Genomic DNA, 14,096 nt, shown 5'->3' with positions numbered 1-14,096 from the left:
GTCCGGGGCGTCGGGGCCCTCCGTGGGTCCGTCCTGCGCGAGATCCGTCAGTGCCCGCGTGTGAGCGGCCATGGCCGCGACGAGGTCGGGCGACCAGGCCGGGAGGTGCAGGAGCGCGCCGAGCTCGTCAGAGGTCGACCCTGCTGCAGCGGGGTACAGCAGCGCGAGGGCCTCGGCGGCAGAGGTCGGGGACAGCAGAAGGTTCTCCCCAGGGCGCTGCATGCAGACCGCGTGGAGCAGGTCCAGACCGAACGACTGCTGAGCGGCTCCCACGTCGGAGGCGGTCATGGTCCCGAGGGTGACCGGTGCTGCCTCACCCCGACGCTCGACGGCCGGTGCCGTCGACCCGCAGGCGGAGAGGCCGAGCAGGCAGGCACTCGCCACGCCGATGAGGAGACGCCCCGGGTGCCGCCTGCGGCTCTGTGTCATGCCGCCTACTCTCCTCCACGCGGCCCGACGTGAGGAGGGTCCTGGACCTCGCCTCGACCCTCGGTCGCGCGTGAAGACTCGGCGCGCCGATGGCGGCGACCAGTCGCACGGCTCACGACCTGCACCGCTGTCCGCGTGGCCGACGGCTCCCTCGGCGCACCTTGACTATTCTTGGCTCATTCGCGTGCGCGGTTCGAGCTCTGCTCCACTGCCCACTGACCTGGGAGACCGTCGATGTCGAGAGTGCGTCCGCCGTCCTTGAAGGACGTAGCGCGTGAGGCCGGCGTCTCGTACCAGACCGTCTCCAGGGTGATCAACGACGGACCGCGGGTCTCGGTCGCCACGCGCGACCGGGTGCTCGCGGTGATCGCCGAGCTCGGCTATCGGCGCAACGACGCCGCGCGCGCCCTGGTGACGAGCCGCTCGCACGCGATCGGCGTCATCGCCGACGCGTCACCTCGGTTTGGGCCGGTGAGCACGTTGGCCGCAGTCGAGTCGGCCGCCCGCGAGGCGGGCTACACCGCGCTCGTCGCCACGATGAGCTATCCGGACCGCAACCTCGTGGTGCGCACTTTCCGGAGCTTCATCGAGCGTGGCGTCGAGGGCATCGTCGTGATCGCACCCCGTGTGCCGCTCGCTCACGTCGCGCAGGAGCTCTCGGTCTCGATCCCGGTGGTGATGCTCTCGCCCGGGGAGACCAGCCAGCAGGGCATCACCGTCTTCTTCGAGGACCAGGAGCTCGGAGCGCGCCTGGCGACCCGGCACCTTGTCGAGCTCGGTCACACGGAGGTTGCGCACCTGGCGGGCAGTCAGGACTGGCTCGACGGACAGGTCCGCCTTCGGGGCTGGCAGGCGGAGCTGAACGCGCACAAGATCCCCGCGATCGCGGTGCGGTACGGCGACTGGTCGGGCGAGAGCGCCTATCGGATCGGCCAGAAGATGATCGCCGAGGGACTGCCGAGCTCGATCTTCATCGCCTCCGACCTGATGGCGCTCGGGTTCCTCCGTGCGCTGTACGAGGAGGGCATCAAGGTGCCGAGGGACATCTCGGTCGTCGGCTTCGACGACAACGAGTTCGCCCCGCAGATGCATCCCCCGCTGACCACAGTCCGGCAGTCCTTCGCGACGGTCGGCGTCCGGTGCATGGAGATCCTGCTCGGCCTGATCGCCGGCGAGGACGTGGACACCACCCCCGCCGTCCCGGAGCTCATCGTGCGCGAGTCGGCGGCGTCCCCGTCCCGCTGAGTCGCGGGGCCGCCCCATGCGCTCCGGTCGGCGCCGCCGGCTCTCTCGACGGGCCGTGGGCCGGAGGTCCCGACTCGCCACCCTCCCGGCCGGCCGGCCGGTTCGTTGTGACCGAAACGTGATGGGCGAACGTTCGCCCTAGGCTTGACGTCCACTAGGCGAACGTTCACACTCGATCCGTCGGGCGCTCCTCGGGGGCAGCGCACGACAACCGGGACAGGTCACTGACGACCCTCTCGGAAGAGGCACCACGACTGCACACCGATCGAAGGAGATTGATGATGTTGCGCAGGTTGCGTTGGGTGGCCCCCTTGGCTGTAGCTGCCCTGGGTCTGACCGCATGTTCTTCCGGCACCACCGAGACCACCGCCACCGACTCCGGGGTCTCGGCCCAGGCGGACGCGGCACTCGCTGCGCTCTCGGGCCAGGTGCTCGCCAAGGGGCCGCGTGGCGAGGACCCGGAACCGGCGTCCGTCGCCGACCTCACGGACGAGGAGGTGGCGGAGGTCGCGGCCATGGGTGCGACGGCCGCGATCGTCATGCACTACGGCGGCAACGACTGGGCGAACGCGCAGATCGCGGGCCTCGAGTCACGGTTCGCCGAGCTCGGGATCGAGATCGTGGCGACGACCGACGCCGACTTCGACCCGGGCCAGCAGGTCTCGGACATCGAGACCGTGATGGCGAAGAAGCCCGACATCATCGTGTCGATCCCCACCGACCCGGTCGCTACCTCTGCGGCGTACCAGGCGGCCGCAGATGCAGGGATCAAGCTCGTGTTCATGGACAACGTGCCGGACGGGCTCGAAGCCGGGACCGACTACGTCTCGGTCGTGTCCGCCGACAACTACGGGAACGGCGTGGTCTCCGCGCACCTGCTGGCGAAGGCACTCGGGGGCTCCGGTGAGGTGGGGATCATCTACCACGAGGCCGACTTCTTCGTGACCGCTCAGCGGTACCAGGGGTTCAAGGACACCATCGAGAGCGAGTACGCCGACATCTCGATCGTCGACGAGCGGGGGATCGCGGGCCCGGACTTCGCCGGCGACGCCCAGGCGGTCACCGACGCATGGCTCACGCAGTACGCCGACCTCGACGGCATCTGGGCCGTGTGGGACGTCCCGGCGGAGGGTGTCATGGCTGCGGCGCGGTCCGCAGGCCGTAGCGATCTCAAGATCGCGACGGAGGACCTCGGCACGAACGTGGCGATCGCCCTCGCTGCGAAGGACATGGTGGTCGGACTCGGCGCGCAGGTGCCGTTCGACCAGGGCGTGACCGAGGCGAACCTTGCCGCGGGAGCGCTTCTGGGCAAGACGGCCCCGCCCTACGTCGCGCTCTCGGCGCTCGCCGTGACGCACGAGAACGTGCTCGAGGCCTGGCGCACCGTCTACCACGCCGACCCGCCGTCGGAGGTCACGGACTCGTTCGTCGACTGACTCCGCGTCCCTGCACGACACGGCAGGCGACGCCGTCCCGGTCCGGGGGTCGCCACGCACCACCCCGGACCGACCCCGCCCGCAGCTCGGCCGATCCGTGCTGCGCGCAATCCCCCCACCCCGAAGGAGGCGTGCATGACTGCCGACGGCCCACTGGCGGTCCGGATGGACGGCATCGACAAGGCGTTCGACGGAGTGACAGTGCTCGACGACGTGCACTTCGAGGTCGCACCGGGTGAGGTCCACGCCCTGGCCGGCGGCAACGGAGCCGGGAAGTCGACGCTCATGAAGATCCTTCAGGGGGTCTACACGCGGGACGCCGGAACCGTCGAGCTCTTCGGCCGACCCCTGACCGCGACGACGATCCAGGCCGCCAAGCGCGCCGGCGTGGGCATGGTCTTCCAGGAGTTCTCCCTCATCGCCACGCTGAGCGTCGCTCAGAACATCTTCCTCGACGCCGAACCGATGAGGGCCGGACTGATCGACGACGCGGCGATGCGTTCCCGGGCCGCCGCGCTGCTGGAACGAATCGGTGTCGAGATCGACCCCGCGACCGAGGTAGGGGCGCTTCCCACCGCGCAGTGGCAGCTCACGGAGATTGCCAAGGCGCTGAGCCAGGACGCGAAGGTCCTCATCATGGATGAGCCCACCGCGTCGCTGGCCAAGCATGAGGTCGAGGCGCTCTTCTCGTTGATCGGGCGTCTCAAGGAGCAGGGCATCTCGATCATCTACATCTCGCACCGGATGGACGAGGTCTACCGCATTGCGGACCGCATCACCATCCTCCGCAACGGCCGGAACCTGGTCACTGCCCGACTGGATGAGATCACCCCGAAGGAGATCGTGGCCGGGATCGCCGGTCGAGAGCTCGCCAAGCAAGCCGGAGCCGCGCATCGGCCCGCTACGGCCGACCTCCCGGTGCTGCTCGAGGTGACTGACCTGCACGCCGACGGTGTGCGTGGTGCCACCTTCGTGGTGCGCACTGGAGAGGTGATCGGGATCGCCGGCCTCATGGGATCGGGACGTACCGAGTTGGCACGTGCGTTGTTCGGCATCAGCCGGATCACCTCGGGCTCCGTCGTCAAGGACGGCCGCCGACTCTCGCTCAACTCGCCGGCGGACGCGATCGCGAGCGGGATCGCCCTGATCCCGGAGGACCGCCGGCTGCAAGGCCTCGTCCTCGACCACTCCGTGCGCGAGAACCTCGCGCTCCCGCTCCTCGGAAGTCTGCGCCGGTGGGGTCTCGTCGCCTCCGACAAGGTGCGTGCCCTGTCCGATCGGCTGATCGAGCAGTTCTCCATCACAGTCGCCCGGCCCGAGGCTCCCGCGCGCCTCCTGTCCGGCGGCAACCAGCAGAAGATCGTCATCGCCAAGTGGCTGGGTACCGATCCCGAGGTCCTGGTGATGGACGAGCCCACGGCCGGCGTCGACGTCGGCACCAAGTCAGAGATCGTCCGCATCGTGCGCGAGCTCGCCAGAACCGGAAAGGGGATCGTCGTGATCTCTTCGGAGTACCCCGAGCTGATCGCCATGTGCGATCGCTACCTCATCATGCGGGACGGGCAGATCGTGGAGAGCCTGGACGCCGACCAGGTCGCCAATGAGGTCGACCTCGAGCTGGCCGTGCAGGGGTTGGCGGCATGAGCCCGACGCTTTCGGGCTCCGTCATCGACCGGGCCCCGTCCTTCGCGGGTCGGCTGGCAGCGCTCATCGACTGGCGGCGCGACATCATCTACGTGGGATTCGTCGTCGTGTTCGTCGTGTTCGCGATACTCCTCGGCGACCAGGGCTTCCTGTCCAGCACGAACCTGCTGAACATCCTTCGGCAGACCGCGATCGTGACGATCATGGCCGTCGGCATGACATTCGTCATCGGCTGCGCCGAGATCGACCTCTCGGTCGGGTCGATCGCCGGACTCACCTCGATCACCGCAGCCATGGCGATCTCCGCCTTCGGCCTCATTCCCGGCATCCTTGCGGGCCTCATGGTCGGAGCCGTCGTCGGGTCGGTCAACGGAGCCCTCGTCGCGTTCCTGCGGATCCCGTCCTTCCTGGTGACGTTGGCGATGCTCGGGATCGCGGCCGGCGTCGCGCAGTGGGTGACGGCCTCCGCCCCGCAGCCGATCCTCAACACCACCTTCAACAGCGTGTTCGGCTCGGGGAACATCGGGTTCCTCCCCGGCCTCGTCGTGTGGAGCGCGGCGATCGTGGCGATCGGTGCTGTGGTCCTGAAGAAGGCACGATTCGGCCGGCAGGTCCTGGCGACCGGGGCGAACCGCACCGCCGCCGAGTACTCCGGCATCAACACCAGCGCGATCAAGTTCCGCGTCATGCTCCTCTCCGCGATGGCCGCATCAGTCGCCGGGATGCTCTACGCCGGGCGTCTGCACTCCGGACGCTTCCAGTGGGGCGCAGGCGACGAGCTCAACGCGATCGCCGCGGTCATCCTCGGCGGCACCGCCCTCGCGGGTGGCCGGGGGTCCGTCGTCGGGACGCTGTTCGGCGCTCTGCTCATGGGTCTGATCAACAACGGCCTGATCCTGGCAGGCCTCGACTCCAGCCAGCAGCAGGTCATCAGGGGCGTGATCATCGTCCTCGCGGTGGCACTCGCCCGGAACAAGTAGCAGGACTCCAACACAATGAAAGGAGCAGTCGTGGCTCACCATTCCGGCACCCACCGCCCCGTGACCATCGAGAACAGCGCCCTCACCCTCAACGGGGAAGCCACCAGCCTGTACGGCGGAGCGGTGCACTACTGGCGTCTCGAACGTGACAGGTGGGACGGCATCCTCGAGTCGGTCAAGCGCATGGGCTTCACCATGATCTCGATCTACATCCCGTGGGAGGCGCACGAGATCGAGAAGGGTCGATTCGACTTCGGGGAGATCAACCCGTCGAACGACATCGATGCGTTCCTCACGCTGTGCGAGAGCAAGGGCTTCAAGATCGTGGTCCGCCCCGGACCTCAGATCAACTCCGAGCTCACCTGGTTCGGCTACCCGAAGCGGCTGCTCGCGAACGAGAGGCTGCATGCGAAGAGCGCCAAGGGCTCCAAGGTCATCCTCACGCAGGTGCCGAAGCCGATCCCTGCCCTGAACTACGCGAGTGAGGAGTTCTTCGAGGAGACGGCGCTCTGGTACGACGCCATCTGCGCGATCCTCGCCAAGCACGCGTACCCGAACGGTGGCATCGTCGCCGCTCAGGTCGACAACGAGATGGCGTACTTCTTCGGTGTCAACGCCTACATCGCGGACTACTCCGACGAGTCGCTCGCCGGCTACCGGGAGATGCTGGTCGAGAAGTACGGCGACCTGCCAGGGATCAACGCGGCCTACTCGACGGCGCACAGCGCTCTCGCGGAGGTCGACCCGCCCCGCCGCTTCGCCGCGACAGACAAGGCGGACATCCCGTGGTACGCCGACTGGGCGGAGTACCGCGAGCGCTACCTCATCACCTCGATGGACCGTCTCGGCCAGATGATGCGCGAGCGCGGCCTCGGTGGGGTCGCCCTCTTCCACAACTACCCGCACCCGCTCGGTCCCGGTGGTGCTGCCTCCGGCTTCACGACGCCGTTCAACCTCATGAAGCTCGAGGAGAAGCTCGACTTCGTCGGGTTCGACATCTACTCGCGCAAGGAGCTCTTCGCTCATGTCAAGACCGTCGCGTCCTATGTCGTGGGCACCAGCCGCTACCCCTACATCCCGGAATTCATCGCGGGAGTCTGGCCCTGGTACCTCAACCCTGGTGACTGGCACGACGAGGAGTTCGTCACCAAGGCAGCCCTGATGCAGGGCATCCGGGGATTCTCCCGGTACATGCTCGTCGAGCGTGACCGGTGGCTCGACTCGCCGGTGCGGCGCGACGGACGTGAACGCCCGGAGAAGGTCGCGATGTTCGGCAACGTCAACGCGATGCTCGAGGCGGGGGAGTTCCACCGCTTCCGTCGTGACGCCGACATCCTGCTCCTCGCCAACCGGGAGTACGACAGGCTCGAGGCGACCAGTGTCCTGGTCTCCTTCCCCGGCGACTTCCTCGAGACGCCGTCCGGGTTCTCCGAGTACGCAGGGCCGGTGACCATCAGCGAGGCCACGCTCGGCTTCGACGAGCCGGTTCAGGTGGCCAAGGGCACCTGGTTCGGTGCCTTCTCCGCGGCACTCGCCCGGACCGGCGGCAGCACCGTGCTCTCCGACACCGATCTGGAAGCCGCTCGATGGGAGGGGAAGAAGGTTGTCGTGCTCACCACGATGGACTACCTCGACGAGGGCGTCCAGCGAGGCCTGGTCGAGTTCGCCCGGCGCGGTGGCACCGTCGTCATCGGTCCCAAGGCGCCCCGTCTCGACAGCCTGATGCGTCCGTGCACCGTCCTGGCGGATGTCCTGGATGCCGCGGAGGCCTCTGCCGGAGCCCGCACCGCCCGAGTGGGGGAGGGCTTGATCGTCCTCGTCTCCGACCTCGACGAGGTGCCCGCCGTGGTCGCTCGCGCAGCGTCCGACGCAGGGGTGTTCGAGGTGGTCACGAACGACGAGGCCCTGGACGTGACGGTGCACTCCGACGCCTCGGACCCCAGCGCCAAGCTGGTCTTCGTGGCCAACCCGACGGCAGAGCCGCTTGCTGCCGAGATCACCCTCGGCTCTCCGATCATCGCGGTTCGCGAGATGTGGGACGGCCGAGAGGTGACGACCGACGGCAAGACGATCGCCGAGGCGATGGCGCCGTACTCCATCCACGTCTACCGGTGCACCGTCACCGTCTGAGAGGAAGAGATCCCATGCTGCATCAAGATGTCCTGATGGCCGATATCGACGTCGACCAGTGGCGCAACGCGCAGTCCCTGCTCCTCCGGTCGGCGAAGGGCGCACGACGGCTCGTCGTCATCCACGAGAAGGGCGAGGTCGTGAAGTTCCGGCACACCGCCGGAGCGGAGGTCGCCGGCCGGGTGGACCGGGTCGACGACCCGCACAACCTCGCTCGTGAGCTCTACGACGCGAACTCCGCCCTCGTCGACTTCGTCGTCGTGATGGAACGCGACGCCGTCGACAGCTACTTCGCACAGATCCAGGACGCCTGGGACATCGAGGCCGACCTCGACGTCTTCGTCCAGCAGACCTACGCGGCCCTGGACGAGTACTCCGACGGGATCGTCACCTACCCGGGCGCCGCTCGGGACACGCTCGGGCTCCAGTGGCGGATCGGATCGTCGCTCGACGAGGTCAACGCCGCCGCTCGGGCACTCGTCGCTCCCGGGTCGAGCGTCGTGCTGGGAGTGCACGAGAACGGTGTGCTCTGGGCCTCGTTGCTTCTCGACTTCGACGAGGACTGGAAGGTCACCTCGGTGACGACCGTCGACCCGACGAAGGTGGACATCTCCTTGCCGCGGGCCGAGGTCCTCGATCGGGTGGTCGAGTGGCTCGAGAGCACAGGGAAGCGGGTGTCGCTCGGCCTCGTCCTCGATGGCGACGGCGCGCGAGAGATGCTCGCGGCGCCCACCGCCGAGAAGGCTGCCGTGCTCGCCCGGCTGGTCTCCGAGGGAGGCGGCACGACTCGTCCCTGAACCTCCTCCGCGGGCTCCAGCCCCCGAAGCGAACGGAGCTCGCGGAGGTCCTCACCTGTTGCACGACTGGGAGGAGGCGGGGCCGGGTGCAGAGCCCGGCCCCAGGGCCCCGTCGGCCGCCCGCAGCGTCAGACGAGCGCCTCGATGTCGTTGAAGCCGTCCCAGACCTCGTAGCCGACGAAGGCGAAGACCGCGAGGGCCAGCGCCCCGACGACGATGCTCACCGCGGGGACGGCAGCGGCGAGGGCGGCCCCGATGACGACGGAGAACGAGTCGGCGGCCGTCCGGGCGCTCGAGACGCGACCGATCCGGGCCAGGTGACCGTCCGTGACGGTGGCGAGCCGCGTCTCGGCGTCGCCGGTCCCCGACTGCGCTGCGTCGCGCCAGGCCTTCTCGACGGCCGGGCGCCCGAGCCGCTGCCCGAGGATTCCGGCGACCACGGCTGTCGATCCCGCCGCGAGCTTCTCCTTGATCTCGGCGACCAGCTCGTCGATCTTCTCTCGCGCGCTCTCCGGGACCAGCTGCTTGAGCTTGTTGATCACCCAGGCGATGATCTTGACGGCACCACGCTGGAGCCACTTCACCGCGCCCTTGACCAGGTCGATGGCTTCCCGGACGACGGGACCGCCGACCTCCGCGACGCCACCGACGAACCCGCCGAGCGCTGCCCAGACCGTGGGGCTCGTGGCGAGCTCGACGATCTCCTCGGCGCCAGCATCCTGGAGCCCGTCGAGCTTGGCCGTCAGTCCGTCGGGGAGCGGGGCAGGTGGAGCGGGTGGCGTTCCGAGCACGGCGTCGTGCAGGTCGGCGAGCCGGACTCGTGTCTCGTCGAAGGAGACGGCGGAGGAGCCGTCCACGCCCATCGTCACGAAGAACTCGGCCGGGGGTCGGCTGGCGGTGAGCAGCGCACCGCTCATCTCGAGGTTGGCGAGCAGGAGGCTGACCGCCTGCGGGTCACCCTCCACCGGGCGGTTCGTCTCGACCCTCTCGGCGGCGAGCACCTCGAGGGAGTGGTCGGACTCCGCGAGGAGCCGGTCGACCTCGTCCTCGACCGCCTCGGGGCCTGCGTGACCGTCGACGGTGAAACCACGGAACTCCTCGTCGCTCAGCGGGCCGGCGGTCTCCGCCAGCTCGAGGAGGCGTTCCGCCGAGGCCCGCCACGCCTCGACCCTGCCGGCCAGTTCGGTCATGGCATGCCTCCTTGCGTGCGCCGACTCGTCCGTGCATTCTGTCCGGTTTGTCCTGGTTCCCACAAGGAGAACTCGCTACCGTGATGCGGTGGACCCGGCAGCGGTCGATCTCTGGTTCGACACGATGCGGGCGAGCCCCTGCTCACGTGGCACGGCTCGCGCCGCGACGATCGACTCCCGCCTGATCGTCGTCGCGGAGGACGTGGCCCGCGTCGACGCCCACGTCGTCGCCATGGGCCTGCGGCGCCGCCGGTACCGCGCGCTGCCCGTGCTGGAGGTCGACGCGGGTCCCGATCGCGCCGCCGAGCTCGCCGCGCTACCCGGGGTGATCAGCGTCCTGCCTCCGCTCGAGGTCATCGACGCCTCGAGGACCTTCGCCGTCGGGATCGACCTGCTGCTCGCGATCGCGAGGACCCAGCACGCCGGGCACGGCCCGGGAACCATCGGCGGGACGGACGGCTCTGGCGGGTACCCCGTCCTCACCCGTCCCTCGGGGGGTGGGCTGCAGCTCGACGTCGACCCCGACCTCGTGTGGCCCACAGCACCGGCGCTGCTTCCCGTCCTCAACCTGAGCGTCGGGCCGAGTGCCGTCGACTTCCCGGTCGTGATGAACGACCTGGTCAGCGTCGCGACCCTCACCGCCTCGCAGGAGCTGCTCGTCGTCGTCGCGGCGGGCAACTGCGGGGCGTCCGGGCAGGGGTCGATGTCGGCCTGGGCGCAGGTCCCGTGGGTCCTGGCCGTCGGGGCGGTGGACGACGAGGAGGGAACGGCGCTCGCGGACTACTCCGCCCGCGGTGTCGCGGGCGAGCCGGCCTCGGGCCCGGACCTCGTCGCACTGGGCAGGTCCGCGCTGGACCCGCAGGTCCGTGGTACCTCGTTCGCTGCTCCGCGGGTCACCCAGCTCGCCCGCATCGTCGCCGCCGCGTTCTGGTCCCTGCGCCGCGAGACGGCCGTCCAGCAGGGCGCCCCGCCGCACGGGGTCCCGGCGGTCGGCTTCGGTGTGATCGACTCCTTCGGGACCGAGATCTGGCGGCCGTCGCGGGGTGCGGAGGACCTGGTCGCCCTCCCGGCGACGGGGCCGGATCGTGCCGGCGTCGCTGCGTGCGTCGCGGCGGTGCGGGCCGCAGGGGGCAGGGTCGAGGTGCGGGGGACACCCGGCCTCCTGCGCAGGATGCTCCTCGAGAGCGCTCGACCTGTGCCAGGTCGACGCCAGGACGAGGTCGGTGCAGGGTTCGTGGATCGCGGGCAGGTGCTCGACCGCCTGGTCCGGTACTCGGCGCTCGACCTGGCCCGTGACTTCGGCTCTGAGCCGGTGGCGCCCGACAGCGAGAGGGACCTGGCGGGCCGTCGCGTCTTCGACCCGGCGGACCTCGACGCCCTCGCCGACGTCGTCGCCCGCACCGGGCCGGGCTGGCGCTACGACTACCGCCGCCGACGTGCCGCCCTTCCGCTGCCGTCCGAGATGCTGGCGGGCCTCGGCCGCGACGAACGGACCCTCGGGTTGCGGGTGCCGGAGCCCGAGCTCGAGTGACGGGCAGTCGTCCGCCCGGCATCGGACCTCGGACGCGCAGGCTCGCACGCTCGGGCAGGGGTCGGCAGGAGGCGAACGCGCCCCGTCCCACCCCGGTTGGACGTGGGGTGGGACGGGGCGATCGGTCCGGCGGTACCGGACTGGCGGGGTGGACTCCCTACGGTTGGGTGACGATGGGGAACGGGGTCGCGTTGACCCAGGCGGACGAGCCGACCGCGTTGTTCGCCCGGATCCGGACGTAGTACGTGGTCGCCTTGCTGAGCCCGGTCAGGGAGGCCGTCACCGCATCGGCCGCGGCCGTGGTGCTCTTGAGACCGGTCGTGAAGGTCGCGTTCGTCGCCTGCTCGATCGTGAACCCGGTCTCGTTGGTGGAGTTGTCCTTCCAGGTGAGGGTGACGGAGCGCTTGTTGCCCTGGCTGGCGCCGTTGGCTGCCACGACGGTGGACGGTGCTGCGGGGACGGCCGCCGACGCGGCGGTGGTCGCCGTGTTGGAGTAGGCCGACAGGGTCGAGACCCCGCCGAACAGGTTCACGGCAGCGACCCGGTACCAGTACGCGGTCCCGGTCGCGATCGTCGTGTCGGTGAACGTCTGGTTGCCGGTGTTGTTCCGAGCCGGTGCGACCGCGATGCGGGTGAACGGCCCGCCCGCGGCTGTCGCCCGCTCGATGACGAACCCTGCCTCGTTCGTGGCGTTGTCACGCCATTGCAGACGGACCTGCGGGCCGGCCTGGAGAGCAGCCGTGAGGAGCGTCGGAGCCGCAGGAGCGGCAGACGGCGGGTTCACGGCGATCGTCGAGGAGAGCGAGTCCGCATTCACGGACGGGTACGCGCCGCCGTAGCCGACGGTGTTCCTCGCCACGACCCGGTACAGGAGGGCAGCGTTGACGCCGGAGGTGGTGTCGGTCGCGCTCCTGGCGCCCTTCGTGTTCGCCACGTCGAGCGGTGAGGGGCTCGTCGCGGCCTCCGTCCAGGTGATGCCGTCCGGCGACTTCTGGACGATGTAGGACGTCTCTGCGATCGAGTCGTCCGTCCAGCTGAGGACGTTGCGCCGGTTGTTGCCGTTCCCGGTGATCGACCGCGTCAGTCCGACGGCAGCGTTGGGCGGGAGCGCCATGAGGACCGGCCGCATCATGTCCATCTCCTCGTGGGACAGGATGTGGCAGTGGTAGACGTACTCCCACCCGAAGTTGACGAGCGCATTGGTCAGCGTCGTCACGTTGCCCGCGGGGTCCATGATCAACCCGTTCGGGTCCAGGTTGGCGCCGTCGAGCATCATCGGGTTGAGCTCCCGGATGCTGTTCGGGATCTCGAAGGGCAGCGTCGGGATGATGGGCCGCAGGGCGACGATCGTGTCCTCCAGCGGGCTGACCCGGACGGTGTCCTTCCACCCGAGCTCTGACGCCTCCGGGGGGATGATGATGTTGTCCCACGTCACCCTGTTGAGCACCTGCACGTCGTAGAGGTGGAAGTGGATCGGGTGGGTGTCGACGCCGTTGTGCGTGATCTTCCAGATCTGCGTTCCGTCGCTCCCGTCACTGATGGCCTGGACGTTGACGTCGCCCTTCGGCAGGTTCGTGCCGTCGATGACCTCCGTCGGTGGCGCGACGTACGGGTAGAGCATGACGTTCTGCGTGCCGGGTGTCGCCGGCACCGCCTCGAGGCCGAGGTTGGCTGTCATCCGCCCGAACTCGTCGAAGGACGTCGAGTTCATCTCGTCGTGGATGGCCTTCGGCTCGATCGGGACGGTCAGCTGCGGGTTCGACGCCTTGAGGTTGTCGAACCTGAACAGGTCTCGGCCCTGCTGGTTGATCCGGGCGAAGCCGTCGCACGTGTTCGTGCCTGTGGCGTTGGTGCAGTCCCCGCTCGCGGCGAAGGTGGTGCCGTAGGCGGAGTTGTACGCGGCCTGCCCGACGATGATCGGGTGCTGGCCCGACTCGAAGACGCCGCTGCCGTCGGCGTGGTGCTTGAAGGCGCTCTTCAGCGCCGTCAGGTCGAAGGCAGGAGCGGGCGCCGCATCGGCGATCTTGACCTGCATGACGGTCCTGGTGTTCGGGCCGTAGCCGGGCAGGATCGCCCCGGCACCCGTGTCGGGGGCGCCGGTGTAGTAGTCGTAGCTGGCGACCCGGGCCGGGAAGGCGGCGGGTGCGTCGTTGTACAGGATGAGCGTCTTGCCCGCGTACTTGCTGAAGTCGACGATCACGTCGGACCGCTCGGCGGGTGCGAGCAGCATCGAGTGCTGGTCCACGTTCCCGACGTCGAACCGCGTCGGGTCGGTGATCCACGTGGTCGGCTGGGCAGGGACGACGGCCGGGGCGGGAAGGAAGCCGCCCTCGGAGCCGATCTGGATCCAGTCAGGACCCGCGGGGCTGAGGGTCGTGTCGGGAGTCGGCACGACGTTGATGTCGGTCTGGGCGGCCGCCACCTCGGACGCCTTGAGGGCGACCTCGGTACCGGTGCTGTCGGCGACGTACCAGGAGAGGTTCCAGAAGCGGTCGTTGGCCGCGTTGAGGATGCGGAAGCGGTACGCCTTCGGGTCGAGGGTCGTGGTCGGGTACGCCGTGCCGTTGACGACCGGCGTGTCGTTGAACTGCTCCATCCCGACACTGATGTTCGGCGTGCCAGGGATCAGCTCGGGCTCGCAGAAGGGCGTGACCTGGTACTGCCATGTCGACGGGTCGTCGATCCGGCAGGGTGTGGCCAGGTCCGTCGTGAAG

At 69.2% G+C, this 14,096-nt stretch carries 10 protein-coding genes; 7 read left to right on the top strand and 3 right to left on the bottom strand.

The genetic code is table 11. The annotated features are described in order from the left end of the window. Positions 1-429, bottom strand: a 429-nt coding sequence (locus ABWK99_RS06300) for a serpin family protein (RefSeq protein WP_372593851.1), incomplete at its 3' end; no start/stop codon positions are given. 258 nt (positions 430-687) lie between these two features. Between ABWK99_RS06300 and ABWK99_RS06295 the strand changes: the two genes are divergently transcribed. From ABWK99_RS06295 to ABWK99_RS06270, 6 genes are all read left to right on the top strand, one after another. Next, positions 688-1,674 (top strand): LacI family DNA-binding transcriptional regulator, encoded by a 987-nt coding sequence (locus ABWK99_RS06295; protein WP_372593850.1) that lies wholly within the window; start codon positions 688-690, stop codon positions 1,672-1,674. Positions 1,675-1,976: 302 nt separating this feature from the next. Beyond that, a complete protein-coding gene (locus ABWK99_RS06290) occupies positions 1,977-3,110 on the top strand; it encodes a substrate-binding domain-containing protein (protein WP_372593852.1) in 1,134 nt (377 codons plus the stop codon). A gap of 135 nt (positions 3,111-3,245) precedes the next feature. Continuing rightward, positions 3,246-4,754 (top strand): sugar ABC transporter ATP-binding protein, encoded by a 1,509-nt coding sequence (locus tag ABWK99_RS06285; protein ID WP_372593849.1) that lies wholly within the window; start codon positions 3,246-3,248, stop codon positions 4,752-4,754. After that, a complete protein-coding gene (locus tag ABWK99_RS06280) occupies positions 4,751-5,734 on the top strand; it encodes an ABC transporter permease (RefSeq protein ID WP_372593848.1) in 984 nt (327 codons plus the stop codon). The genes ABWK99_RS06285 and ABWK99_RS06280 overlap by 4 nt, the downstream gene beginning before the upstream one ends. 30 nt (positions 5,735-5,764) lie before the next feature. After that, positions 5,765-7,864, top strand: coding sequence for a beta-galactosidase (locus tag ABWK99_RS06275; protein WP_372593847.1), 2,100 nt, complete (start codon positions 5,765-5,767; stop codon positions 7,862-7,864). 14 nt (positions 7,865-7,878) lie between these two features. After that, entirely contained in the window at positions 7,879-8,661 is a 783-nt protein-coding gene (locus ABWK99_RS06270) for a hypothetical protein (protein WP_372593846.1), read from the top strand. Positions 8,662-8,789: 128 nt separating this feature from the next. On the opposite strand, the gene ABWK99_RS06265 is transcribed toward ABWK99_RS06270, so the two are convergent. Further along, positions 8,790-9,851, bottom strand: coding sequence for a hypothetical protein (locus ABWK99_RS06265; RefSeq protein WP_372593845.1), 1,062 nt, complete (start codon positions 9,849-9,851; stop codon positions 8,790-8,792). A gap of 88 nt (positions 9,852-9,939) precedes the next feature. Between ABWK99_RS06265 and ABWK99_RS06260 the strand changes: the two genes are divergently transcribed. After that, a complete protein-coding gene (locus ABWK99_RS06260) occupies positions 9,940-11,382 on the top strand; it encodes a S8 family serine peptidase (protein WP_372593844.1) in 1,443 nt (480 codons plus the stop codon). Positions 11,383-11,539: 157 nt separating this feature from the next. Here ABWK99_RS06260 and ABWK99_RS06255 read toward each other — a convergent pair. Next, on the bottom strand, positions 11,540-14,096 hold a 2,557-nt coding region (locus ABWK99_RS06255), incomplete at its 5' end, for a multicopper oxidase domain-containing protein (protein ID WP_372593843.1).

This window comes from Actinotalea sp. (assembly GCF_041597215.1).
Taxonomy (GTDB): domain Bacteria; phylum Actinomycetota; class Actinomycetes; order Actinomycetales; family Cellulomonadaceae; genus Actinotalea.
This window is presented reverse-complemented; position numbering and strand designations above follow the sequence as displayed.

What these genes read in the sequence shown, in the direction of transcription:
- ABWK99_RS06270 (WP_372593846.1), top strand. Translation starts at nt 7,879, where the DNA reads ATGCTGCATCAAGATGTCCTGATGGCCGATATCGACGTCGACCAGTGG.
- ABWK99_RS06265 (WP_372593845.1), bottom strand. Translation starts at nt 9,851, where the DNA reads ATGACCGAACTGGCCGGCAGGGTCGAGGCGTGGCGGGCCTCGGCGGAA.
- ABWK99_RS06280 (WP_372593848.1), top strand. Translation starts at nt 4,751, where the DNA reads ATGAGCCCGACGCTTTCGGGCTCCGTCATCGACCGGGCCCCGTCCTTC.
- ABWK99_RS06285 (WP_372593849.1), top strand. Translation starts at nt 3,246, where the DNA reads ATGACTGCCGACGGCCCACTGGCGGTCCGGATGGACGGCATCGACAAG.